Origin of the sequence: Ollibium composti, from assembly GCF_004801285.1 — a bacterium.
GTDB lineage: Bacteria > Pseudomonadota > Alphaproteobacteria > Rhizobiales > Rhizobiaceae > Mesorhizobium > Mesorhizobium composti.
In genome coordinates this window covers 75,725-94,785 of sequence record NZ_SSNY01000010.1, presented here as the reverse complement: position 1 = coordinate 94,785, position 19,061 = coordinate 75,725, and the positions used below count along the sequence as shown (strand labels likewise).

At 65.9% G+C, this 19,061-nt stretch carries 18 protein-coding genes; 8 read left to right on the top strand and 10 right to left on the bottom strand.

The features are described from left to right. Nucleotides 1-34: 34 nt before the first annotated feature. From recF to E6C48_RS16795, 7 genes are all read right to left on the bottom strand, one after another. A complete protein-coding gene (gene recF, locus E6C48_RS16825; protein WP_136359319.1) occupies nucleotides 35-1,177 on the bottom strand; it encodes a DNA replication/repair protein RecF in 1,143 nt (380 codons plus the stop codon). A gap of 13 nt (nucleotides 1,178-1,190) precedes the next feature. After that, on the bottom strand, nucleotides 1,191-2,309 hold the full coding sequence (dnaN, locus tag E6C48_RS16820) for a DNA polymerase III subunit beta (RefSeq protein WP_136359317.1): 1,119 nt from the start codon (nucleotides 2,307-2,309) through the stop codon (nucleotides 1,191-1,193). A gap of 268 nt (nucleotides 2,310-2,577) precedes the next feature. Further along, the gene (gene dnaA, locus E6C48_RS16815) at nucleotides 2,578-4,179 is read right to left on the bottom strand and encodes a chromosomal replication initiator protein DnaA (RefSeq protein ID WP_407941006.1); all 1,602 of its coding nucleotides are present in this window, start codon (nucleotides 4,177-4,179) and stop codon (nucleotides 2,578-2,580) included. Between the two features lie 755 nt (nucleotides 4,180-4,934). Further along, nucleotides 4,935-5,201 carry a 30S ribosomal protein S20 gene (rpsT, locus tag E6C48_RS16810; protein ID WP_136359313.1) on the bottom strand — a complete coding sequence of 89 codons (267 nt, stop codon included), beginning with the start codon at nucleotides 5,199-5,201 and terminating at the stop codon, nucleotides 4,935-4,937. Between the two features lie 157 nt (nucleotides 5,202-5,358). Continuing rightward, nucleotides 5,359-6,132: an enoyl-CoA hydratase gene (locus E6C48_RS16805; RefSeq protein ID WP_136359311.1), complete on the bottom strand. Its 774-nt coding sequence runs from the start codon at nucleotides 6,130-6,132 to the stop codon at nucleotides 5,359-5,361. Nucleotides 6,133-6,168: 36 nt separating this feature from the next. Next, nucleotides 6,169-7,059, bottom strand: coding sequence for a bifunctional DNA-formamidopyrimidine glycosylase/DNA-(apurinic or apyrimidinic site) lyase (gene mutM, locus E6C48_RS16800; protein ID WP_136359309.1), 891 nt, complete (start codon nucleotides 7,057-7,059; stop codon nucleotides 6,169-6,171). Beyond that, entirely contained in the window at nucleotides 7,052-8,290 is a 1,239-nt protein-coding gene (locus tag E6C48_RS16795; RefSeq protein ID WP_136359307.1) for a phosphopentomutase, read from the bottom strand. Before E6C48_RS16795 ends, mutM begins: the two co-directional genes overlap by 8 nt. Before the next feature lie 178 nt (nucleotides 8,291-8,468). On the opposite strand from E6C48_RS16795, the gene E6C48_RS16790 reads away from it, so the two are divergent. Further along, nucleotides 8,469-9,353: a phosphate/phosphite/phosphonate ABC transporter substrate-binding protein gene (locus E6C48_RS16790; RefSeq protein ID WP_136359431.1), complete on the top strand. Its 885-nt coding sequence runs from the start codon at nucleotides 8,469-8,471 to the stop codon at nucleotides 9,351-9,353. Here the strand turns inward: E6C48_RS16790 and E6C48_RS16785 are convergent. The 3 genes from E6C48_RS16785 to E6C48_RS16775 form a co-directional block, all read right to left on the bottom strand. Further along, the gene (locus tag E6C48_RS16785) at nucleotides 9,350-9,871 is read right to left on the bottom strand and encodes a TadE/TadG family type IV pilus assembly protein (protein WP_230978814.1); all 522 of its coding nucleotides are present in this window, start codon (nucleotides 9,869-9,871) and stop codon (nucleotides 9,350-9,352) included. The two genes, E6C48_RS16790 and E6C48_RS16785, sit on opposite strands and share 4 nt — an antisense overlap. Nucleotides 9,872-9,980: 109 nt before the next feature. After that, on the bottom strand, nucleotides 9,981-10,595 hold the full coding sequence (locus tag E6C48_RS16780) for a TadE/TadG family type IV pilus assembly protein (RefSeq protein ID WP_136359303.1): 615 nt from the start codon (nucleotides 10,593-10,595) through the stop codon (nucleotides 9,981-9,983). Nucleotides 10,596-10,735: 140 nt separating this feature from the next. Continuing rightward, nucleotides 10,736-11,158 (bottom strand): pilus assembly protein N-terminal domain-containing protein, encoded by a 423-nt coding sequence (locus tag E6C48_RS16775; RefSeq protein ID WP_136359301.1) that lies wholly within the window; start codon nucleotides 11,156-11,158, stop codon nucleotides 10,736-10,738. A 208-nt stretch (nucleotides 11,159-11,366) separates the two neighbouring features. On the opposite strand from E6C48_RS16775, the gene E6C48_RS16770 reads away from it, so the two are divergent. The 7 genes from E6C48_RS16770 (at nucleotide 11,367) to E6C48_RS16740 (ending at nucleotide 19,059) form a co-directional block, all read left to right on the top strand. Beyond that, nucleotides 11,367-11,885, top strand: a complete 519-nt coding sequence (locus E6C48_RS16770) for an A24 family peptidase (protein WP_136359299.1) — start codon at nucleotides 11,367-11,369, stop codon at nucleotides 11,883-11,885. Between the two features lie 200 nt (nucleotides 11,886-12,085). Continuing rightward, on the top strand, nucleotides 12,086-12,901 hold the full coding sequence (cpaB, locus tag E6C48_RS16765; RefSeq protein WP_136359297.1) for a Flp pilus assembly protein CpaB: 816 nt from the start codon (nucleotides 12,086-12,088) through the stop codon (nucleotides 12,899-12,901). After that, complete coding sequence (locus E6C48_RS16760) at nucleotides 12,898-14,412, top strand: type II and III secretion system protein family protein (RefSeq protein WP_168734562.1); 1,515 nt, start codon at nucleotides 12,898-12,900, stop codon at nucleotides 14,410-14,412. Before cpaB ends, E6C48_RS16760 begins: the two co-directional genes overlap by 4 nt. Nucleotides 14,413-14,455: 43 nt before the next feature. Further along, complete coding sequence (locus tag E6C48_RS16755; protein WP_230978813.1) at nucleotides 14,456-15,163, top strand: CpaD family pilus assembly protein; 708 nt, start codon at nucleotides 14,456-14,458, stop codon at nucleotides 15,161-15,163. 17 nt (nucleotides 15,164-15,180) lie between these two features. Continuing rightward, the gene (locus tag E6C48_RS16750) at nucleotides 15,181-16,461 is read left to right on the top strand and encodes an AAA family ATPase (protein ID WP_136359293.1); all 1,281 of its coding nucleotides are present in this window, start codon (nucleotides 15,181-15,183) and stop codon (nucleotides 16,459-16,461) included. A 28-nt stretch (nucleotides 16,462-16,489) separates the two neighbouring features. Further along, the gene (locus tag E6C48_RS16745; RefSeq protein ID WP_136359291.1) at nucleotides 16,490-18,013 is read left to right on the top strand and encodes a CpaF family protein; all 1,524 of its coding nucleotides are present in this window, start codon (nucleotides 16,490-16,492) and stop codon (nucleotides 18,011-18,013) included. 32 nt (nucleotides 18,014-18,045) lie between these two features. Beyond that, nucleotides 18,046-19,059, top strand: coding sequence for a type II secretion system F family protein (locus E6C48_RS16740; RefSeq protein WP_136359289.1), 1,014 nt, complete (start codon nucleotides 18,046-18,048; stop codon nucleotides 19,057-19,059). The last annotated feature ends 2 nt before the right edge of the window (nucleotides 19,060-19,061 follow it).

The window sequence follows — 19,061 nt, the reverse complement described above, 5'->3', positions numbered from 1 at the left end:
CGAAAGCGAATTCCGGGATGACGACGGTGGTGTGTCAAAACCCTTCCGTCGCCGTCACCGTGCCATGGTCAACGGTCAAAAACTGCGCCCGGCCTTTCAGGCTGGAAAAAAGTGCTGCATCCGTGCCGGTCATGAAGGTCTGGCCGCCGAGTTCCTCGAGGATCGAGAACAGCGCCGCGCGCCGGCCGGCGTCGAGATGCGCGGCGATCTCGTCGAGCAGCAGGATCGGCGCCATGCCGGCCATCTCGCCGGTCAGCCTTGCATGCGACAGCACGATGCCGACCAGCAGCGCCTTCTGTTCGCCGGTGGAGCAGTATTCCGCCGCCATGGCCTTCGGCCGGTGCCGCACGGTCAGGTCGGCGCGGTGCGGTCCTTCCAGCGTGCGGCCGGCGGCGCGGTCGCGCTCGCGCCCCTCGGCCAGCGCGCGGCGGAACCGCTCCTCGGCCTCGACGGCCGGCATCGTCGCCACCGCCGCCTCCAGTTCGCCCGCCAATCCGATGTCGGCCTGCGGGAACGGCCCGTCGCCGGGCAGGCGCTCGATCATGGCGGCCAGCAGTCGCACCATCTCGGCGCGGGCGGCGGCGATCGCCGTGCCCGTCTCGGCCATCTGCGTCTCGATGGCCTCGAACCAGGCGCCGTCGCGCGAGCCTTCGGCCAGCAGCCGGTTGCGGCCGCGCATCGCCTTTTCGTAATCCAGCGCGCGCTGGCCATGGCCGGCGTCGATCGCCAGCACCAGCCTATCGAGGAAACGCCGGCGGTCGCCGGCCGGCCCGGTGAACAGCGAATCCATCGAAGGCGTCAGCCACACCACGCGCAGCCATTCCAGCATGGCTTCCGCCGAGCGCGCCGCCGCACCGTTGATGCGCACCTTGCGCCCGCCTTCGCCGGGATTGTCGTTGCCGGATGTGCCGGTGCCGATCTCGGCCTCGCCGCCGGGGCCGTCCAGCCGGGCGTGCAGGGCGAAGCCGCCGTCGCCGCCCTCGCGCGCCACCTCGCCATAGGCGGCGCGGCGCAGGCCGCGCCCCGGCGCCAGCAGCGACACGGCTTCCAGCAGGTTGGTCTTGCCGGCGCCGTTGTCGCCCGTCAGCACCACCGCGCCCGGACGAAGATCGACCGCCAGCGCCGCATAGTTGCGGAAGTTGGTGAGCGTCAGCCGCGTAATGTGCGGGGAGGGCACAGGGACCGCGGCTTTACACCCGCATCGGCATCAGCACGTAGAGCGTGTTCTCGTCGCTGGTGTCGTGGATGAGCGTCGGCGAGCCGGCGTCGGCCAGCATGAAGCGCGCCTCGCTGCCGGTGAGCTGGGCGGCGACGTCAAGCAGGTAGCGGGCGTTGAAGCCGATCTCCAGCGGATCGGAAGAATAGTCGGCCGCCAGTTCCTCGGTCGCGCTGCCCGAATCGGGGTTGTTGACTGTCAGCGTCAGCTGGCCGTCGGCGATCGCCAGCTTCACGGCCCGGCCACGCTCCGAGGAGATGGTCGACACGCGGTCGACGGCGGCGGCGAAGGTCTGCCGGTCGATGACGAGCTTCTTGTCGTTGCCGGTCGGGATGACGCGCTGGTAGTCGGGGAAGGTGCCGTCGATCAGCTTCGAGGTCAGCACCACCGAGCCGATGGTGAAGCGGATCTTGGTGTCGGAAAGCTCGACCGTGACGGCGACATCCGGATCGTCGACCAGCTTTTGCAACTCGCTGACCGTCTTGCGCGGGATGATGATGCCCGGCATTCCCTCCGAGCCCGCCGGCGCGTCGAATTCGGCGCGCGCCAGCCGGTGGCCGTCGGTCGCCACCGAGCGCAGCTTGAGCTTGCCGCCGACATCCATCGCGTGCAGGTAGATGCCGTTGAGGTAATAGCGCGTCTCCTCGGTGGAGATGGCGAACTGCGTCCTGTCGATCAGCGTCTTCAGTGCCGTGGCGTCGAGCCGGAAAATATGCGGGAAGGAGCCGGCCGAAAGCTCGGGGAAGTCGGACTGCGGCAGGCATTGCAGGCGGAAGGACGAGCGGCCGGAAATAACCGACATGGCGTTGCCGTCCTCGTCGGTCTTCAGCATCACCTCCGCACCCTCGGAGAGCTTGCGCACGATGTCGTAGAGCAGATGCGCCGGCACTGTGGTGGCGCCAGCCTGTTCCACCTTGGCCGGCGTCGCCTCGTTGATCTCGAGGTCCAGGTCCGTCGCCTTCATTTCGAGCGAGCCGCCCTCGGCCGACAGAAGCACGTTGGACAGGATGGGGATCGTGTTGCGCCGCTCGACCACGCGGTGGACGTGGTTGAGGGACTTGAGCAGGTTCGACCGTTCCAGGATCACGCGCATGACGAAAAGACTCGCTCCGACTGGCAAAGCGGGTCTCTGGTATGCCGACCCGCAACTTGCTCCAAACTCGTTTGGAATCTGGTCAAACTGACAGGAAAACCCCTTGAAAAGCAAGCCCGGCAGGCTCGTGCGATGAGGCGCCGCAGGCTTTGTCGGGGATAAACTTCATCTGGTCCCGCAAGTGTCGCCCGTCATCGGCAAATCGTCCGGAAAACCGCATGGCCGGTCCGCGAAGGCGGCCGGCCATGCAGGGGTTTCATGAACGTTTTCAGGCCTGGTCGTTGATCAGCCGCCGCAGCAGCTCCAGTTCCTGCGCCAGCGTGTTGTCGGAACCGGACAGGTCCTCGATCTTGCGCACGGCATGCAGCACGGTGGTGTGGTCGCGGCCGCCGAAGCGCCGGCCGATCTCGGGCAGGGAGCGCGGCGTCATAACCTTGGAAAGGTACATCGCCACCTGCCGCGGCTTGACGATGGTGCGTGTGCGCCGGTTGGACAGCAGTTCCGTCTTCGAAACGTTGTAGTGGCGCGCCACGATGCGCTGGATGTCCTCGATGCGCACCCGCTTCGGTTCGCCCGAGCGGTAGATATGGCCGAGGATGTCGTCGATGCGCTCGATGGTGATCGGCTCGAACGACTGGCGGAACAGCAACTGGTTGAAGGCGCCCTCCAGTTCGCGGCCCGAGCCGGTGACGGTGCGCGCCACGTGGGCGATGATGTCGTCGGCAATGGCGAGCGAAGGATCCTCGGCCTGAGCGGCCGCCAGCCGCTGCTTGAGCATCGAAAGCCGCATCGCATAGTCGGGCGCCGCCATTTCCAGCGCCACGCCGCCGTTGAGGCGCGAGCGCACGCGCGGCTCCAGCGATTCCAGCTCCGCTGGCGGCCGGTCGGCCGCCACCACCACCTGCCTGGCGCTGTCGAGCAGCATGTTGATGAGGTGGCAGAACTCGTGCTGGATCGACTTGCCTTGCAGGAACTGCATGTCGTCGATGATGAGCAGGTCGATGTCGCGCAGTCGTTCCTTCAGCGTCAGTGCGTCGTTGTCGCGGATGGCGGTGGCGAAGCGCCACATGAAATATTCGGCCGTCAGGTAGACGACACGCGATTTCGGGTTGTGCTTCAGCGCTTCCGCCGCGATCGCCTGCAACAGGTGCGTCTTGCCGAGGCCGACGGTGGCATGCAGGAACAGCGGGTTGAAGCGCACGGCGCTGGAAGCCGACTCGGCCACCGCCCTGGCCGCCGCGAACGCCACCCGGTTGGACGGCCCCTCGACGAAGGAAGCGAAGGTGTAGCGCGGGTCGAGCGGCGAGCCGAGCACGCTCTGGCGCTGCTCGCCGTCCATGCCGCCGCCTGCGCTTGCGGCGCTGCGCGGTGCGGGAATGCGCTCCGGCTTGCCCGGCGCCAGCGTGCCGGAGGAAAGCGCCGTCTGGGTCTGGCGTACGGTCTTGCGTGCCGGCGCCGCCTCGGCCTCCGTGTGGCGCACAGGCCGCACGGCGCTGCGCACGATGATTTCGACCTTGAGGACGTCGTCGTCCTGCTGCTTCCACAATTCGGTGATGAGATCGAGATAGTGGCCGTTGATCCAGGAGCGCAGGAATGCCGTCGGCACGGAAAGGCGAACGATGCCCTTGGAGGCTTCGGCCAGCTTCATGCGGCCGAACCAGCTCGAATAGACCTCGCTGCCGAGCCGGGCCTTCAACTGTGCCTTGATGCTCTCGAAGCGCTGGTCTGCCGCGCTGTTTCCCACGGTGTCGCTCCCGCCGGGATTACCCGCAAACGGGATGTCGCCGCTCATCTCCCTTTCGGTGCCGCTCTGCATTCTTATGGTTCCTGTCTTCGTACCTTCGTTGCGCCGGGGGTGCGCCTCCTGCACCTTGATCCCGACGATGCTCCTTGCCGGCCGCACCGGTCGCCGCTGACCGTTGCCGCCGTTTGCCCGCCAGCGTTGCCGGCATGGGCCTCGGGAACCGATCAGGCAAAGCAACGCCGCCCGGCTAAAGCCGGTGGGCCTGCGACTGCCATGCACAATGACTCAGTCCCCTACGCATCGAGAGGGCAAACCTCGCCCGTTCGCGGAGACGATCCGCGTTGTGGACGCTGCCGATTTCAGCTAGGTCGAGGGCCTGGGGCCCGTCCCTTTCGATGGGCAGACACTAACGAAATCGCTGTGGAAAGGGCAAGGCCGCCTCTAACGGATTTTTAACGAATCTGGTTAGCGTGGGCGCCTTCCGGCGCGGTGTCGCACCGGGTCGAAACCGCAAAGCCGTTGTGATTCAAACCCTTTTCCAAGCCGTGTGAAAAAGGGTAGCTGGCGCGAAATATTTTTTATTATTTCCCTTGACACAGGCTTGTTCGCCGCCGCCCTGGGCATAGTGTGGACGGCTTGTGGATGACCTTCCGTAAGTGTCTGGAATAAAACGGAAATGTCTGCCCGGAGCAATCGCCGCCGGAGGCTTTTGCGCGCTCTCTAATGGACCGGACAGGCCCTCCCGCCGGCAAACGAAAACGAGGTCTGCCGGCCTGCCGCAGCGGCAATCGGCACGGCCGTTTTCCAAGCCCTTGCCGACAAACGAAAAAACCCGGCGCGATGCGCCGGGTCGATTGGAACGGGCCTGCCTTTGAGGGCGATCAGGCGGTCAGGGTCTTGACCCGACGCGTCAGCCTGGAGACCTTGCGCGAGGCGGTGTTGACATGCAGCACGCCCTTGCCGGCGGCGCGCATCAACTCGGGCTGGGCGATCTGCAGGGCGGCCTCGGCGGCGGCCTTGTCACCGGCGGCCAGGGCTTCCTCGACCTTACGCACGTAGTTGCGGACGCGCGAACGGCGGTTCTTGTTGATCGCCGTGCGGCGGGCGATCTTGCGCGTTGCCTTCTTGGCCGAGGAGGTGTTGGCCATGGTGCCTCTCTTCTGATCTCAACGGGTCGGCGCCACGGCAAGCCGCAAGGCGCAAAAAACAAACGGGCAGCCACGCGGCCGCCTCGGTTGGTGCGGCTTATAGTTCAGCTTTCCGGGCGCGTCAACGGAGAAGCTACAGCAATTTGCCGTATGTCGCTCACCGGTTCCTGAACGCCGGCTTGCGCTTCTCGGCGAAGGCGGCCATGCCTTCCTTCTGGTCGTCCAGCGCGAACATGGAATGGAAGACGCGCCGCTCGAATCGCAGCCCCTCGGCCAGCGTCAGGTCATAGGAGCGGTTGACGGCTTCCTTGGCCATGATCACGGCGGGCAGCGAGAAGTCGGCGATCTTCTCGGCAGCCTTCATCGCTTCCTCGACGAGGTCGGCCGCCGGCACGACCCGCGACACCAGTCCCGAACGCTCGGCCTCAGTGGCGTCCATCATGCGGCCGGTCAGCACCATATCCATCGCCTTCGACTTGCCGACGAATCGGGTCAGCCGCTGCGAGCCGCCCATGCCGGGCATGACGCCGAGCGTGATTTCCGGCTGGCCGAATTTTGCGCTGTCGGCGGCAATGATGAAGTCGCACATCATGGCGAGCTCGCAGCCGCCGCCCAGCGCATAGCCGGCCACCGCCGCGATCACCGGCTTGCGCGCGCGGGTGAACTCCTCCCAGCCGACGAAGAAGTCCTCCAGATAGGCCTCGACATAGGACTTCGCCTGCATCTCCTTGATATCGGCGCCGGCGGCGAAGGCTTTTTCCGAACCGGTGACGACCATGGCGCCGACGCCGTCGTCGGCGTCGAAGGCTTTCGCCGCCGCCACGATGTCGGCCAGAACCTGTGAGTTCAGCGCGTTGAGCGCCTTGGGACGGTTGAGCGTGATCAGCCCCACCTTGCCGCGCGTTTCGGCGATGATCGTTTCATAGGCCATGGTCTTCTCCCGTTCGGCTGGTGCAGGGCCGCGATGCTACTTCTGACAGGTGGGACAGTAAAAGGTCGAGCGGCCGCTTTGCACGATGCGCCGCACCGTGCCGCTGCAGCCGGGCGTCGGGCAGGGTATGCCCTCGCGGTCGTAGACGGCGAAGCTATGCTGGAAATAGCCCAGCGAGCCGTCCGCCTGCCGATGGTCGCGCAAGGAGGAGCCGCCGGCGGCGATGGCGTCGGCGATGACGGCGCGAATCGACCCGGCCAGACGGTCGGCCATGGCGCGCGCCTTCGGGCCCGCCTTGCCGAGCGTGCCGGCGAGCCGCAGCGGCGACAGGCCGGCGCGCCACAGCGCTTCCGACACATAGATGTTGCCGAGCCCGGCGATCAGGCTCTGGTCGAGAAGCGCTGCCTTCAAGGGTGCCTTCCTGTCCTGGAGCAGGCCCGCAAGCAGCGGCCCGTCGAGCGCGTTGCCGGTCGGCTCGACGCCGAGCCCGGCGAGCATGGCGTGCTCGTCCGGCGCCCCTTCGGCGAACAGCATGAAGCCGAAGCGGCGAGGGTCGTTGTAGACGACGCGCGCCGGTTCTCCCTTTTCCGTCGAGAGGTGGAAGACGACATGGTCATGAGCGGCGTTCTTCGAGCGCTCGTAGTGGAAATCGCCGGGGATCTCGCCCGCTCCGTCCTTTTCGATGCGGAAGGAGCCGGACATGCCGAGATGGCAGATCAGCACCGGACCGCCGTCGACATGCATCGTCAGGTATTTGGCGCGGCGCCCCAGCGCCGTTATGCGCCGGCCCTCCAGCCGCGCACCGAAGGGCGAGGGCAGGGGAAAGCGCAGGTCCGGCCGCCGCGCCTCGACCCTTTCGATGCGCGCGCCTTCCATCACCGGCTGCAGGCCGCGCCGGACGGTCTCTACCTCGGGCAGTTCAGGCATGGCCGCGTAACGCCTTGAGGAAGGAGGTGCCGTTGCCGCCGGGGGCGATGCCGAGATGCTCGGCCACGGTAGCCCCGATGTCGGAGAAGGTCGGCCTCAGCCCGACGGCGCCGCCCTTCATGCCCGGCGCCAGCCCGGCGATCGGGATGCGCTCGCGCGTATGGTCGGTGCCGTGCCAGGTCGGGTCGTTGCCGTGGTCGGCGGTCAGCAGGAAAAGATCGCCTTCCTTGAGCTTGGCCAGCGCCTCCGGCACGCGCCGATCGAAGGCTTCGAGGGCTGCCGCATAACCCGGCACGTCGCGGCGATGGCCGAATTCGGTGTCGAAATCGACGAAGTTGGCGAAGACGAAGTCGCCGCCTTTCGCGTCGTCCATGGTGCCGAGCGCGGCGTTGAACATGGCCATGTTGCCGGCGCCTTTGCGTACCTCCGAAATGCCGCGATGAGCGAAGATGTCGCCGATCTTGCCCACCGCGATCACCTTGCCGCCATGGTCGACGACGCGGTCGAGCAACGTCGGCTCGGGCGGCGGCACGGAAAAATCCTTGCGGTTGGGCGTGCGCTTGAAGGTGTCGCGGCTCTCGCCGAGGAAGGGGCGGGCGATGACGCGGCCGACATGCAGCGGGTCGCACAGGCGCCGCACCACCTTGCAGAAGTCATAGAGCCGTTGCAGGCCGAAATGCTCCTCGTGCGCGGCGATTTGCAACACCGAATCGACCGATGTGTAGCAGATCGGCTTGCCGGTCCGGATATGCTCCTCGCCGAAATCCTCGATGACGGTGGTGCCGGGCGCATGCCGGTTGGCGAGGATGCCGGGCACCCGGCCCTCGCGGATCATCGCCTCGGTCAGCGCGGCCGGAAAGGCCGGAACCGTGTCGGGAAAATAGCCCCAGTCGAAGCGCGCCGGCAGGCCGGCGATCTCCCAGTGGCCGGACGGCGTATCCTTGCCGGCGGAGATTTCCTGCGCCGCGCCGTGGAAGGAGGAGGGGGCAAGCGTGATCCCTCGGCCGAAGTCGAAGCCGGTTGCGATGCGCGCGGCTTCGCCGAGGCCGAGCGCGACCATGTTGGGCAAAAGCAGCGGCCCATGGCGCAGGCCGTCCCGGTCGCCCTTGCCCGCCGCGCACGCTTCGGCGATGTGGCCGAGCGTATCGGCCCCGGCGTCGCCGTATTTGCCGGCGTCGGCGGCTCCGCCGATGCCGAAGGAATCGAGAACGAAAACGAAAGCGCGCGCCATCGGCTGCCCATGCTGGTTGCAACCCAGACATAGGAGCCGGCGCCCGCCTTGGCAATTCGGAAACCAAACGGCAACCGCTTGCCGCGATAATTCCGTTTAGGACATGGGACCGGTGGGGCAGATCGTGAAGAAGGGACGCAGGACGCATGCGCGTGTCGCGGCGGCGGGGCTCGCCGCGATGGTGACGCTCGCCTGGCGTCCGGCCCTGGCGGATTGGCGCCAGGATATCGGCACCTTCCGAATCGGCATTGTGGCCGAACCCGGCGCCGGCAATGCCGTTCCCGGCCTCGCCCTGCTGACGGACGCCTATTCGAAGGCGCTCGGCATGAAGGTCGAGGTTCTGGTGGCGCGCGACTATGCCACGCTGATCGAGGCGCAGATCGACCGGCGCGTCGACTATGCGGTCTATTCGGCCACCGCCTATGCGCTGGTCTCGCTGCGCTGCGGCTGCGTCGAGCCGCTGGTGGCGCCGACCGATGCCGACGGGGCCGCCGGCATCCACTCGGTCCTTGTCACGCGCGACGCCAGGATATCGAAGCCGTCCGACATGGCCTCGCGCCGCATTGCGATCGGGCCTCCCGACAGCGTCGCCGGCACCTTGATGCCGCTGGCAGACCTGGCCGCCGCGGGCGTGACGGACCTGGAAGGCCAGCCGCTGCTCCAGCGCGCCGCCTCCGCTTCGGCCGCCGAGGCGATGCTCGCGGCCGGCACCGTCGATGCCATATTCGGCTGGGAACGGGCGTCGGCAACGCGCGGCGGGGACCGGTCGCCGGGCGGCGGCACCGTGGCACGCCTGAAATCGGCGGGCATCCCAGCCTCGGCGCTGCAGGTGGTGTGGACGTCTAGCCTGCTGCGCTACGGGCCGCATGCCGTGCGCAGCGACCTGGACGCCGACGCCAAGCGGCGCCTCGTCGATTTCCTGACCGGCCTGAAGGACCGGGACCCGAAGGTCTACCGCCTCATGGAGCGCGGCCATCCCGGCGGCTTCGTCGCCGTCAGTGCGAAGGACTACCAGCCGGCGGTGACGCTGGTGCGCGCCGTTGCCGGCAAGTCCCGGCCTTAGCTACCAGGGCAGTTGGAGCAGGGGACGGTCAACGTCACGCGCGGCCTGACATAATAGGTGTTGCTCATCGTAATGTCGCCGAAACTCGATATCAGGCCGGTCGCCGCCACGTTTTGTCCCGACCAGGCGATGATCGGCTTGTAATCGAGCGTGCTGGTCACCTGTAGCAGGAAGGAATCCGGGACGTTGAGCTTGGCGGGCACGTTTATGGTGTTGTCGATCGCCTCGCCGGTCTTATACCGCCATTCCACGGTCGGCCCTTCGGACGTTATCGTGATGGCGGTGATGGTGATTGTCGGCGTGGAGCGGTGGTAGGGCTGCATCGTCGAGGCGGCGACGGCCACGATATCCCCAAGCGTTTCTGTATTGACCTGGGACTGCTGCGAGACGAGGTCCGCTACCGTGAAGCCCAGGCGGGCGACCTTCCTGCTGGTCTCGAGCCCTTGCGATGCCTCCATGGTGATGAAGTAAAGTATCAGCAGGACGGGCGCGATGAAGGCGAATTCGACCGCCGCCACGCCGCTCCTGTCGGCGCAAAGCCGCCTGATCCCTGCCGCCAGTTTCCTCATTGCCCCATGCGCCCCCGCGCTCGCCATGATCGTCGCTTCCGGCCCCCGCGCCAGCCCGCTAGTCGTTGAAGGGTTCGTTCTGCCAGATCGCCGAAGCGAAATGCAGCGTGTCGGTATCGTTCAAGTTGGACAACTGGAGAGCCATGTAGTCCGTCATTACCGGCCATTCGTAGAAGACCCGCAGCATGTTCTTGGTCATCGACGTGCCGGGAAGGAACTTGAATTCATCATCGACTTTCTGGCCGTCAGCCAGCTTGGTCAACTGGACCCCGTCCCTGCCGTTTTTCTTGGCGATCTCGAAGCCAAGTTCGGCGGCATCGTGAAATGTGGTGAAAGTGCGCAGGTCCACGTGGATGCGGCCGAGACAGTTGTTTGCGGCCAGCAGGCTGAGCTGGTTGCAGATCTGCTGCTTCACCCAGTCCTCGGTGGCGTCGGCCTTCTTGACCTGGCCGGTGCGCAACTGGCGCGCCACGGTGTCGGTGGCGTTGACCATGACTTCCTGGGACGCGAAGGAAACGCAGCTTTCGAGGATGACGAAGACCAGTGCGAAAAAGGCCGAGCCCAGCAGGCCGAATTCGATGGCTGTCACGCCGCGGCGATCCTGCGCGAAGCGGACGAGCAGGCCCTTGCCTTGCGTCTTGCGGTCGTTCGGTCGGCCAGATGTGTCGTCCATGTCGTGCGGCCCGTAAACTCTGTCGCAGGGCACCGTAGACGAAACCTGTTGAGGTCCGGTTTGACGGAAACCTAAATTCGCACGATCTGTATTAACGCGCCGCTAACCCGGCCATGGGGCCGGTCAGGCATGAACGCCGGTCAGTTGCCGGCGTTCATTTCCATTTCCGAGGTGCGCTCGGCCTCGCTCTTGAAGGAGCTCTCGCAATAGGGCGTGCACGACATCGTCTGCACCTGCGAGCGCCGGTAGATGCGCACCGTCGAGGCGTTCTGGCGCGTCACGGTCACCTGTTCGTCGATGATCGGGCTGCCGTCCTTGTCGAGCACCACCAGGTTGGTGACGCCGAAGCCCTTGCCGGTAAGCACGATGGTGGAGGCGTCCTGCACGGCGGCGTCGGCGATCAGCGGGTTGCCGACGACGATGGTGTCGGCCGCGCGCGCCAGCTTGACGATCCGCGCCTGGTTCATCGTCACCTCGATGCCCGAGCCCGCCAGCGCCGGCGCGGCGAAGGCCGTTGCCGAAAGCAGCGCGGCGGCGATCGGGAGCGATCTCGACAGGGCCATTTCAATCTCCGGACAGCGCGGATTGCGCGAATGTGTTCAACGGATCATGAACGGGATTGGTGAACCAACGGTTAAACGGCGGCGCCTCCGGCATCGCGGAGCGGCGGGAATCGCGCAAATCCGCCGTTCCCGGCTCATCGATCCTTAACGGAAATCGCCTAGGGTGCCTGTAGTGGCGCATTCGCCGCCCGGAACCATGGTGGACCCGATGCTTGAAGCCCTGATCTTCGTCGTCTTTCCCTTCTGCATGCTGTTCGCGGCGATTTCCGACATGCTGTCGATGACGATCGCCAACCGGGTCTCGCTCATCCTCGCCGGAGCCTTCATGATCGTGGCGCCGCTGACGGGCATGGAGTGGACGCAGTATGGCCTGCATCTGGCCGCCGGTGCCCTGGTGCTGGCCTGCACGATCGGCCTGTTCGCCCTCGGCGCCATGGGCGGGGGCGATGCCAAGCTGATGGCGGCGACCTCCGTGTGGATGGGTTTCGGTACCTGCCTCGTCGATTATCTTCTGATCGCTTCCGTCATCGGCGGTCTGCTGACCATGGCGCTGCTTGTCTATCGCGGCTCGGTGCTGGCGACGATGACGCGCAACAACCTGTTCCTGCGCCACTTCGCCGACGAGAAGATGGGCATTCCCTACGGCATCGCGCTGGGCCTCGGCGGGCTTCTGGCCTTTCCGGCATCGCCGCTGGTGCAGTGGGCGCTGGAGCGCACGGCCTCGTGAAGGGTTGTCGGCGCAGCTTTCTCGCAAAGGCGGCTCCGGCCGCCTTTTTCATGCCCGCCGGTCGATGCGGCGGGCGATGCTTCGCATTTGCATAAACGTTAAATTAATCACGATCGTAAGCATTGCATTAACCCTAATTTGACGATTGCCGCTGCAAAGTCCCGCCTGGCTAGAGGTTTGCTAGGGCGAGGGTTGGGCATATGCCGGCATCCCGATTGATTATCTTGAGCGTCGCGGTGGCCGCAGCCGGGGGGGCCGGCTATGTCGCCAAGAACATGGCGGTCAAGCCGCCTGCCGAAGTCGTCGTCAACACGCCGCAGCAGCCGGCCATCGCGCTCCAGGACGTGCTGGTGCTGTCCGGCGACGTGCCGATGGGCGGGACGCTGGCCAACAACATCTCGTGGGAAAAGTGGCCGGCCGACGGCATCAACGCCAATTTCATCACCCGCGCCAACGAGCCCGACGCGGTGGAAAAGCTGAAGGACTCGGTCGCCCGCATGGCCATGTACACCGGCGAGCCGCTGCGCCGGTCCAAGCTGATCGGCGAGGGGCAGAGCTTCATGTCCTCGATCCTGCCGTCGGGCACCCGCGCCGTCGCCACCTCGATCGCCGCCGACACCTCCGCCGGCGGCTTCATCCTGCCGAACGACTTCGTCGACGTCATCATGACCCGGCGGGTCGACAAGGACGTTCCGGGGTCGAACGGCTTCTTTACCGAGACCATCCTGAAGAACATCCGCGTGCTGGCCATCGACCAGACGATCCAGGAAGACGAGGAAGGCAAGAAGACCCGTGTCGGCCAGACGGCGACGCTGGAGCTGACGCCGCAGCAGGCCGAGATCATCACCGTCGCCCAGCAGATGGCGGATCGGCTGACGCTGGCGCTCAGGCCCATCGCCGACGCCGACGAGAAGGTCACCGGCGAGGCCGATTATCTCGTTTCCGGCAACGGCCGGCGCGGAACGGTGCGCCTCATCAAGTCGGGAGAGGTTTCCGAAGTGGGAGCTAGGAAATGAGGACACATGCTGGAGTGCGCATCGCGCTCGCCGCCGTGCTCGGGCTCGGCCTGTTCGCCGCCGGCTCCTTCATGCCGGTCGAGGCGCATGCCGGCAAGGCGCGCGTCGGAACCAGTTCGGCAAACCAGCACATCAAGCTCGGTCTGAACAAGTCGGTGGTCCTCGACCTGCCCAGCGATGCCTATGACATCCTGGTCGCCAACCCGGCGGTCGCCGATGCGGTCACCCGCACCTCGCGGCGCATCTATCTGTTCGGCAAGGCGGTCGGCGAGACGAACATCTTCGTCTTCGGCGCCAACGGCGAGCAGATCGTCAGCCTCGACCTCGACGTCGAGCGCGATGTCGCCGGCCTGGAGGAATATCTCAAGCGCTTCATTCCCGGCTCCGACATCAAGGTCGAGCTGCTCAACGACAACGTGGTGCTGACCGGCACCGTCGACACGCCGCTGGATTCCAAGCGGGCCGCCGACCTCGCCACCGCCTTCGTCACCGGCGGCGAGGCGACGACGGGCCAGTATTCACAGACCGCGGCGGGCGGCAACGCCGCCGGCGGCGTCGATATCAACAACCCCGACTCCCAGCGCCAGAAAAGCGCCATTATCAACCTCTTGCAGATCATCGGCGACGATCAGGTCACGCTCAAGGTGACGGTGGCCGAAGTCAGCCGCAACGTCATGAAGCAACTCGGCGTCAACATGGTCGCCAACGGCTCGAGCAACGGCATCAGCTGGGGCGCCGTCAGCGCCCAGCAGTTCGGCCTCGGCATGCCGATGCAGGGCGCGGTCAATCCGGCGTTGTCGCTGGGGACTTCCACGCTCAACGCCTATCTCAATGCCATGGAACAGGGCGGCGTCATGAAGACGCTGGCCGAACCGACGCTCACCGCCGTCTCGGGCGAGAAGGCCACCTTCAAGGTGGGCGGTGAATTCAACATGACCTCCGGTTACACGGAAAACAAATCCAACGATAACCGCGACGGAAATCCGACTTATTCGCACGAGAAGATCGAATACGGCATTGGTCTCGAATTCCAGCCTGTCGTCCTTTCGCCCGGCCGCATCAGCCTGAAGGTCCGGACGAGCGTGTCCGAGCCGACCAACGAGGGGTCGGTGGTCGCCGGCGGCGGCAGCGTGATCTCGCTGCGCAAACGCCTTGCCGATACAACCATCGAGCTGCCCTCCGGCGGTTCGATGATGATCGCCGGCCTCGTTCGCGACGACGTGCGCCAGGCGCTTACGGGCATGCCCGGCCTCTCCAAGATCCCAGTACTCGGCACGCTGTTCCGCTCGCGCGATTTCGTCCGCAACGAGACCGAGCTTGTCATCATTGTGACGCCCTATCTGTCGCGGCCGGTGGCGCGCAACGAGCTTGCCAAGCCGGATGACAATTTCAACGCCGCCAGCGATGGCGCCGGCATGTTCCTTGGCCGCGTCAACCGCGTCTACGGCACCATGCAGACGGACAGGCCAGCCGGCCGGTATCACGGCGTCGTCGGCTTCATCTACAAATAAGCGGGGAACGGACATGTCTGGTTCAAACTTTGGAGCAGGGGTCATGGCGACAGCGCCGCATTCCGTTCGCCGGTTCCGTTTAGGCACCTCCCTTCCGCTCGTGGCGGTTGCCGCCGCGGCACTGCTGGCCGGCTGCGCCAACCGCGATTCCATCACCGTCGGTTCGGTGCCGGACGATTACCGCACCAACCATCCGATCGTCATTTCCCAGCAGGATCTCAAGATCGACCTGCCGGTCGGCGCCGGCGACCGCGGTATGACCAGGGCGCAGCGCCAGACTCTGCTCGGTTTCCTCGACGGCTACGACAGGAGTGCGGCACCCCTGCTCACCATCGCGGTGCCGTCGGGTTCGGCCAACGAGATCGCCGCCCGCGCGGCCGCCCGCGATTTCGCCCGGCTGGCGGCGGCCAGCGGCATCAGCCGCAGGCGCATCTCGACCCTGTCCTACCAGGCGGGCGGCTCCGACGTCTCGGCGCCGATCCGCGTCTCCTATACCGCCGTCAAGGCGCATACCGACCGTTGCGGCCGCTGGCCGGACGACCTCTTGAACAATGCCGAAAACAAGCACTACGCCAATTTCGGCTGCTCCTACCAGAACAACCTCGCCGCGCAGATCGCCAATCCGGCGGACCTGATCGGGCCGCGCAAGCAGACCACAATCGACGCGGAGAATCGCGGCAAGGTGATCGACGTCTATCGGGCGCGAGGCATCTCCGAAGAGTTCCTCGGCAATTCCGAAGTGACCTACTAGGCCGCGGGGGCAGGACGATGAGCAATCTCGCCTACGACACCGATATCGAAGGCAGCGACGACGCCCGCGACGTCGCCGCCATGCAGACCCTGCGGCCGATCCCGCGCATCTCCATCCAGGCTTTCTGCGAGACGGAAGGGGTGGCCGGGCCGATCGAGCGCGCCGGCAGCGACCGCCGCATGGCCAAGGCGCACCTCAAGGTGCATATGGGCGGCATCCCGACCGCGATCGAGTTCTACCAGTCGGCGCCGACGCCCAACCTGATCCTGCTGGAATCGCGCGCCGAGCCGAAGGAACTGATGGCGCAGCTCGGCCAGCTCGCCGAGCATTGCGACCCCAGCTCCAAGGTGGTGGTGGTCGGCCACTACAACGACGTCGGCCTTTATCGCGAGCTGATCCGCTCCGGCATTTCCGAATACGTCATCGCGCCGATCTCGATGGCCGACATCGTCAGCGTCATCTCCTCGATCTTCGTCGATCCGGAGGCCGAGCCGATCGGCCGCGCCATCGCCTTCGTCGGCGCCAAGGGCGGCGTCGGATCCTCCACCATCGCCCACAACGTTGCCTGGGCGATGTCGTCGCTGTTCAAGTCCGAGGTGATGGTGGCCGACCTCGACCTCGCCTTCGGCACCGCCAACATCAATTTCGACCAGGACCCGGCGCAAGGCATCGCCGAGGCGGTCTTTTCGCCCGAGCGCATCGACGAGGTCTATCTGGATCGCCTTCTGGCGCAATGCGCCGAGCACTTGTCGCTGCTGGCAGCGCCCTCGACGCTCGACCGCGTCTGCGATTTCGACGCCGACGCCTTCGCCCACATCATCGATACCGCCCAGCGCAGCGCGCCGCTCCTGGTGCTCGACGTGCCGCATGTCTGGAGCGGCTGGTCGAAGAACACGCTGGCCAGGGCCGACGACGTGGTCATCACCGCGACGCCCGAACTGGCCAACCTGCGCAACACCAAGAACCTGGTGGACATGCTGAAGAAGCTCAGGCCGAACGATCCGCCGCCGAAGCTGGTCCTCAACCAGGCCGGTGTGCCCAAGCGCCCCGAGATCAGCCCGCAGGATTTTGCCGAACCGCTCGGCATCACGCCGATGGCGGTCATTCCCTTCGAGCCGCTGCTGTTCGGCAACGCCGCCAACAACGGCCGCATGCTGGGCGAAATGGACGCCAAGAGCCCGATCGTGGCCATCGTCAACGAGGTCGCCCATGTGCTGACCGGCCGCAGCGAACTCAAGACCAGGAAGAAGGCCGCCCTCGGCGGCATCCTCGAAAAGCTGAAGCGCGGCAAGAAGTGATGGCAGTTCGGCGGAATCGGTAGCGATCATGTTTGGCAAAAGAGGCAACGACGACGGCAACCGGGGTGTTCCCGAGTTCCGCCCGACCGCGCCGGCGGCGCCGCCGGCCGAGGCTGTCCCGCGCGCCGCCGTGGCGGAGGCGCCCGCACGTCCCGCCGCAACGCCTCCCAGCGCCCCCTTGGCTCCGCCGGCGCCGCCGCCGGTCACGCGCCGCAACGTCGAGGCTCCGCCGCTCGCCGCCGAGCCGCGGCGCGGCCCGCGGGAACGCTCCGAGGCCTATTACGACACCAAGAGCCAGGTCTTTTCGGCGCTGATCGACACCATCGACCTGTCGCAGCTCGCCAAGCTCGATCCCGAGAGCGCGCGCGAGGAAATCCGCGATATCGTCAACGACATCATCGCGATCAAGAACTTCGCCATGTCGATCGCCGAGCAGGAAGAACTGCTCGACGACATCTGCAACGACGTTCTGGGCTACGGCCCGCTGGAACCGCTGCTGGCGCGCGACGACATCGCCGACATCATGGTGAACGGCTCCAAGAACGTCTACATCGAAGTCAACGGCAAGGTCGAGACGACCGGCATCCGCTTCCGCGACAACCAGCAGCTCCTCAACATCTGCCAGCGCATCGTCAGCCAGGTCGGCCGCCGCGTCGACGAATCTTCGCCGATCTGCGACGCGCGCCTGCCCGACGGCTCGCGCGTCAACGTCATCGCGCCGCCGCTGGCCATCGACGGCACGGCGCTCACCATCCGCAAGTTCAAGAAGGACAAGCTCACCCTCGACCAGCTCGTCCGCTTCGGCGCCATCTCGCCCGAAGGCGCGGAGGTGCTCAAGATCATCGGCCGCGTGCGCTGCAACGTCATCATCTCGGGCGGCACGGGCTCCGGCAAGACGACGCTGCTCAACTGCCTGACCAACTATATCGACCGCGACGAGCGCATCATAACCTGCGAGGATTCGGCCGAACTGCAACTGCAGCAGCCCCACGTCGTGCGCCTGGAAACCCGCCCCAAGAACCTCGAGGGCGAGGGCGAGGTGACCATGCGCGACCTGGTCAAGAACTGCCTGCGCATGCGGCCCGAACGCATCATCGTCGGCGAGGTGCGCGGCCCCGAGGTGTTCGACCTGCTTCAGGCCATGAACACCGGCCACGACGGCTCGATGGGCACCATCCACTCCAACAGCCCGCGCGAATGCCTCAACCGCATGGAATCGATGATCGCCATGGGCGGCTATTCGTTGCCGCAGAAAACCGTGCGCGAGATCATCGTCGGTTCGGTCGACGTCATCATCCAGGCCGCGCGCCTGCGCGACGGCTCGCGTCGCATCACCCACGTCACCGAAGTGGTCGGCATGGAAGGCGATGTCGTCATCACCCAGGATATCGTCGTCTACAACATCAAGGGCGAAGACCAGAACGGCCGCCTGCTGGGCGAGCATGTCTCCACCGGCATCGGCCGGCCGCATTTCTGGGAACGCGCGCGCTATTTCGGCGAGGAACTGCGCCTGGCGACCGCGCTCGAGGCGATGGAGAAACGGGCCGACTGACGCCGCCGTGGGAAAGGCAGGGGCTTTGCATCATGTTTGGAATTGATCCCACGACCCTGGCTTTCGTGGCGCTGGCCGGCTTTGCCGCCGGTGCGGTCGCCTATGCCTTCCTGTTCAACGACATCAGTCGGGAAAAGCAGGTCGGACGGCGCCTGCAAACCGTCAAGGCGGCCGACAGCGACCGTGCCGCGGCCAAGGCCTCGCGCGACCGCGTTGCCGAAGTGGCCAAGCGCCGCAAGTCCGTGCAGGATTCGCTGAAGGACCTGGAAGAAAAGCAGAAGCGCAAGGACGTCAACGTCAAGAAGCCGCCGCTCAAGGTGCAGTTGCGGCAGGCCGGCATGACCGTGACGATCGAGCGTTTCTATCTTTATTCGGGCATTTTCGGCCTGGTGATGGCCTTGCTCTTCTTTCTGGTCGGGGCGCCGCTGTTCGTCGCGCTGGCGATCCTGCTGGTCGGCGGGCTCGGCTTGCCGCGCTGGCTCGTCTCGTTCCGCCGCAAGCGCCGCGTCAAGAAGTTCCTCGACGAGTTTCCCAACGCGCTGGACGTCATCGTACGTGCCGTGAAATCCGGCCTGCCGCTCAACGACGGGGTGCGCCTGATCGCCAACGAGGCGCAGGAGCCCGTCAAGACCGAGTTCCGCCGCATCGTCGACGCCCAGCAACTCGGCCTGTCGATCCCCGATGCGGCCATGCGCATGCCCGAGACGATGCCGTGTCCCGAGGCGGGTTTCTTCGGCATCGTCATCCAGATCCAGAGCCAGGCCGGCGGCAATCTTTCCGAGGCGCTGGGCAATCTCTCGCGCGTGCTGCGCGACCGCAAGAAGATGAAGGCCAGGGTGCAGGCCCTTTCAATGGAAGCCAAGGCTTCCGCCGCCATCATCGGTGCGCTGCCTTTCGTCGTCGCGGTCATGACCTTCATCACCAGCCCCAAATACATCATGCCGCTGTTCACCACCGATACCGGCCATCTCATCCTCGGCCTCTCCGGCATCTGGATGGGGATCGGCATCTTCGTGATGCGCAAGATGATCAATTTCGACGTGTAGGT

Coding starts and splice junctions, on each gene's coding strand:
- dnaN (WP_136359317.1), bottom strand. CDS start 2,309: ATGCGCGTGATCCTGGAACGGTCGAACCTGCTCAAGTCCCTCAACCAC.
- rpsT (WP_136359313.1), bottom strand. CDS start 5,201: ATGGCCAACACCTCCTCGGCCAAGAAGGCAACGCGCAAGATCGCCCGC.
- E6C48_RS16805 (WP_136359311.1), bottom strand. CDS start 6,132: ATGGCCTATGAAACGATCATCGCCGAAACGCGCGGCAAGGTGGGGCTG.
- mutM (WP_136359309.1), bottom strand. CDS start 7,059: ATGCCTGAACTGCCCGAGGTAGAGACCGTCCGGCGCGGCCTGCAGCCG.
- E6C48_RS16795 (WP_136359307.1), bottom strand. CDS start 8,290: ATGGCGCGCGCTTTCGTTTTCGTTCTCGATTCCTTCGGCATCGGCGGA.
- E6C48_RS16790 (WP_136359431.1), top strand. CDS start 8,469: ATGGTGACGCTCGCCTGGCGTCCGGCCCTGGCGGATTGGCGCCAGGAT.
- E6C48_RS16780 (WP_136359303.1), bottom strand. CDS start 10,595: ATGGACGACACATCTGGCCGACCGAACGACCGCAAGACGCAAGGCAAG.
- E6C48_RS16775 (WP_136359301.1), bottom strand. CDS start 11,158: ATGGCCCTGTCGAGATCGCTCCCGATCGCCGCCGCGCTGCTTTCGGCA.
- E6C48_RS16770 (WP_136359299.1), top strand. CDS start 11,367: ATGCTTGAAGCCCTGATCTTCGTCGTCTTTCCCTTCTGCATGCTGTTC.
- cpaB (WP_136359297.1), top strand. CDS start 12,086: ATGCCGGCATCCCGATTGATTATCTTGAGCGTCGCGGTGGCCGCAGCC.
- E6C48_RS16760 (WP_168734562.1), top strand. CDS start 12,898: ATGAGGACACATGCTGGAGTGCGCATCGCGCTCGCCGCCGTGCTCGGG.
- E6C48_RS16755 (WP_230978813.1), top strand. CDS start 14,456: ATGGCGACAGCGCCGCATTCCGTTCGCCGGTTCCGTTTAGGCACCTCC.
- E6C48_RS16750 (WP_136359293.1), top strand. CDS start 15,181: ATGAGCAATCTCGCCTACGACACCGATATCGAAGGCAGCGACGACGCC.
- E6C48_RS16745 (WP_136359291.1), top strand. CDS start 16,490: ATGTTTGGCAAAAGAGGCAACGACGACGGCAACCGGGGTGTTCCCGAG.
- E6C48_RS16740 (WP_136359289.1), top strand. CDS start 18,046: ATGTTTGGAATTGATCCCACGACCCTGGCTTTCGTGGCGCTGGCCGGC.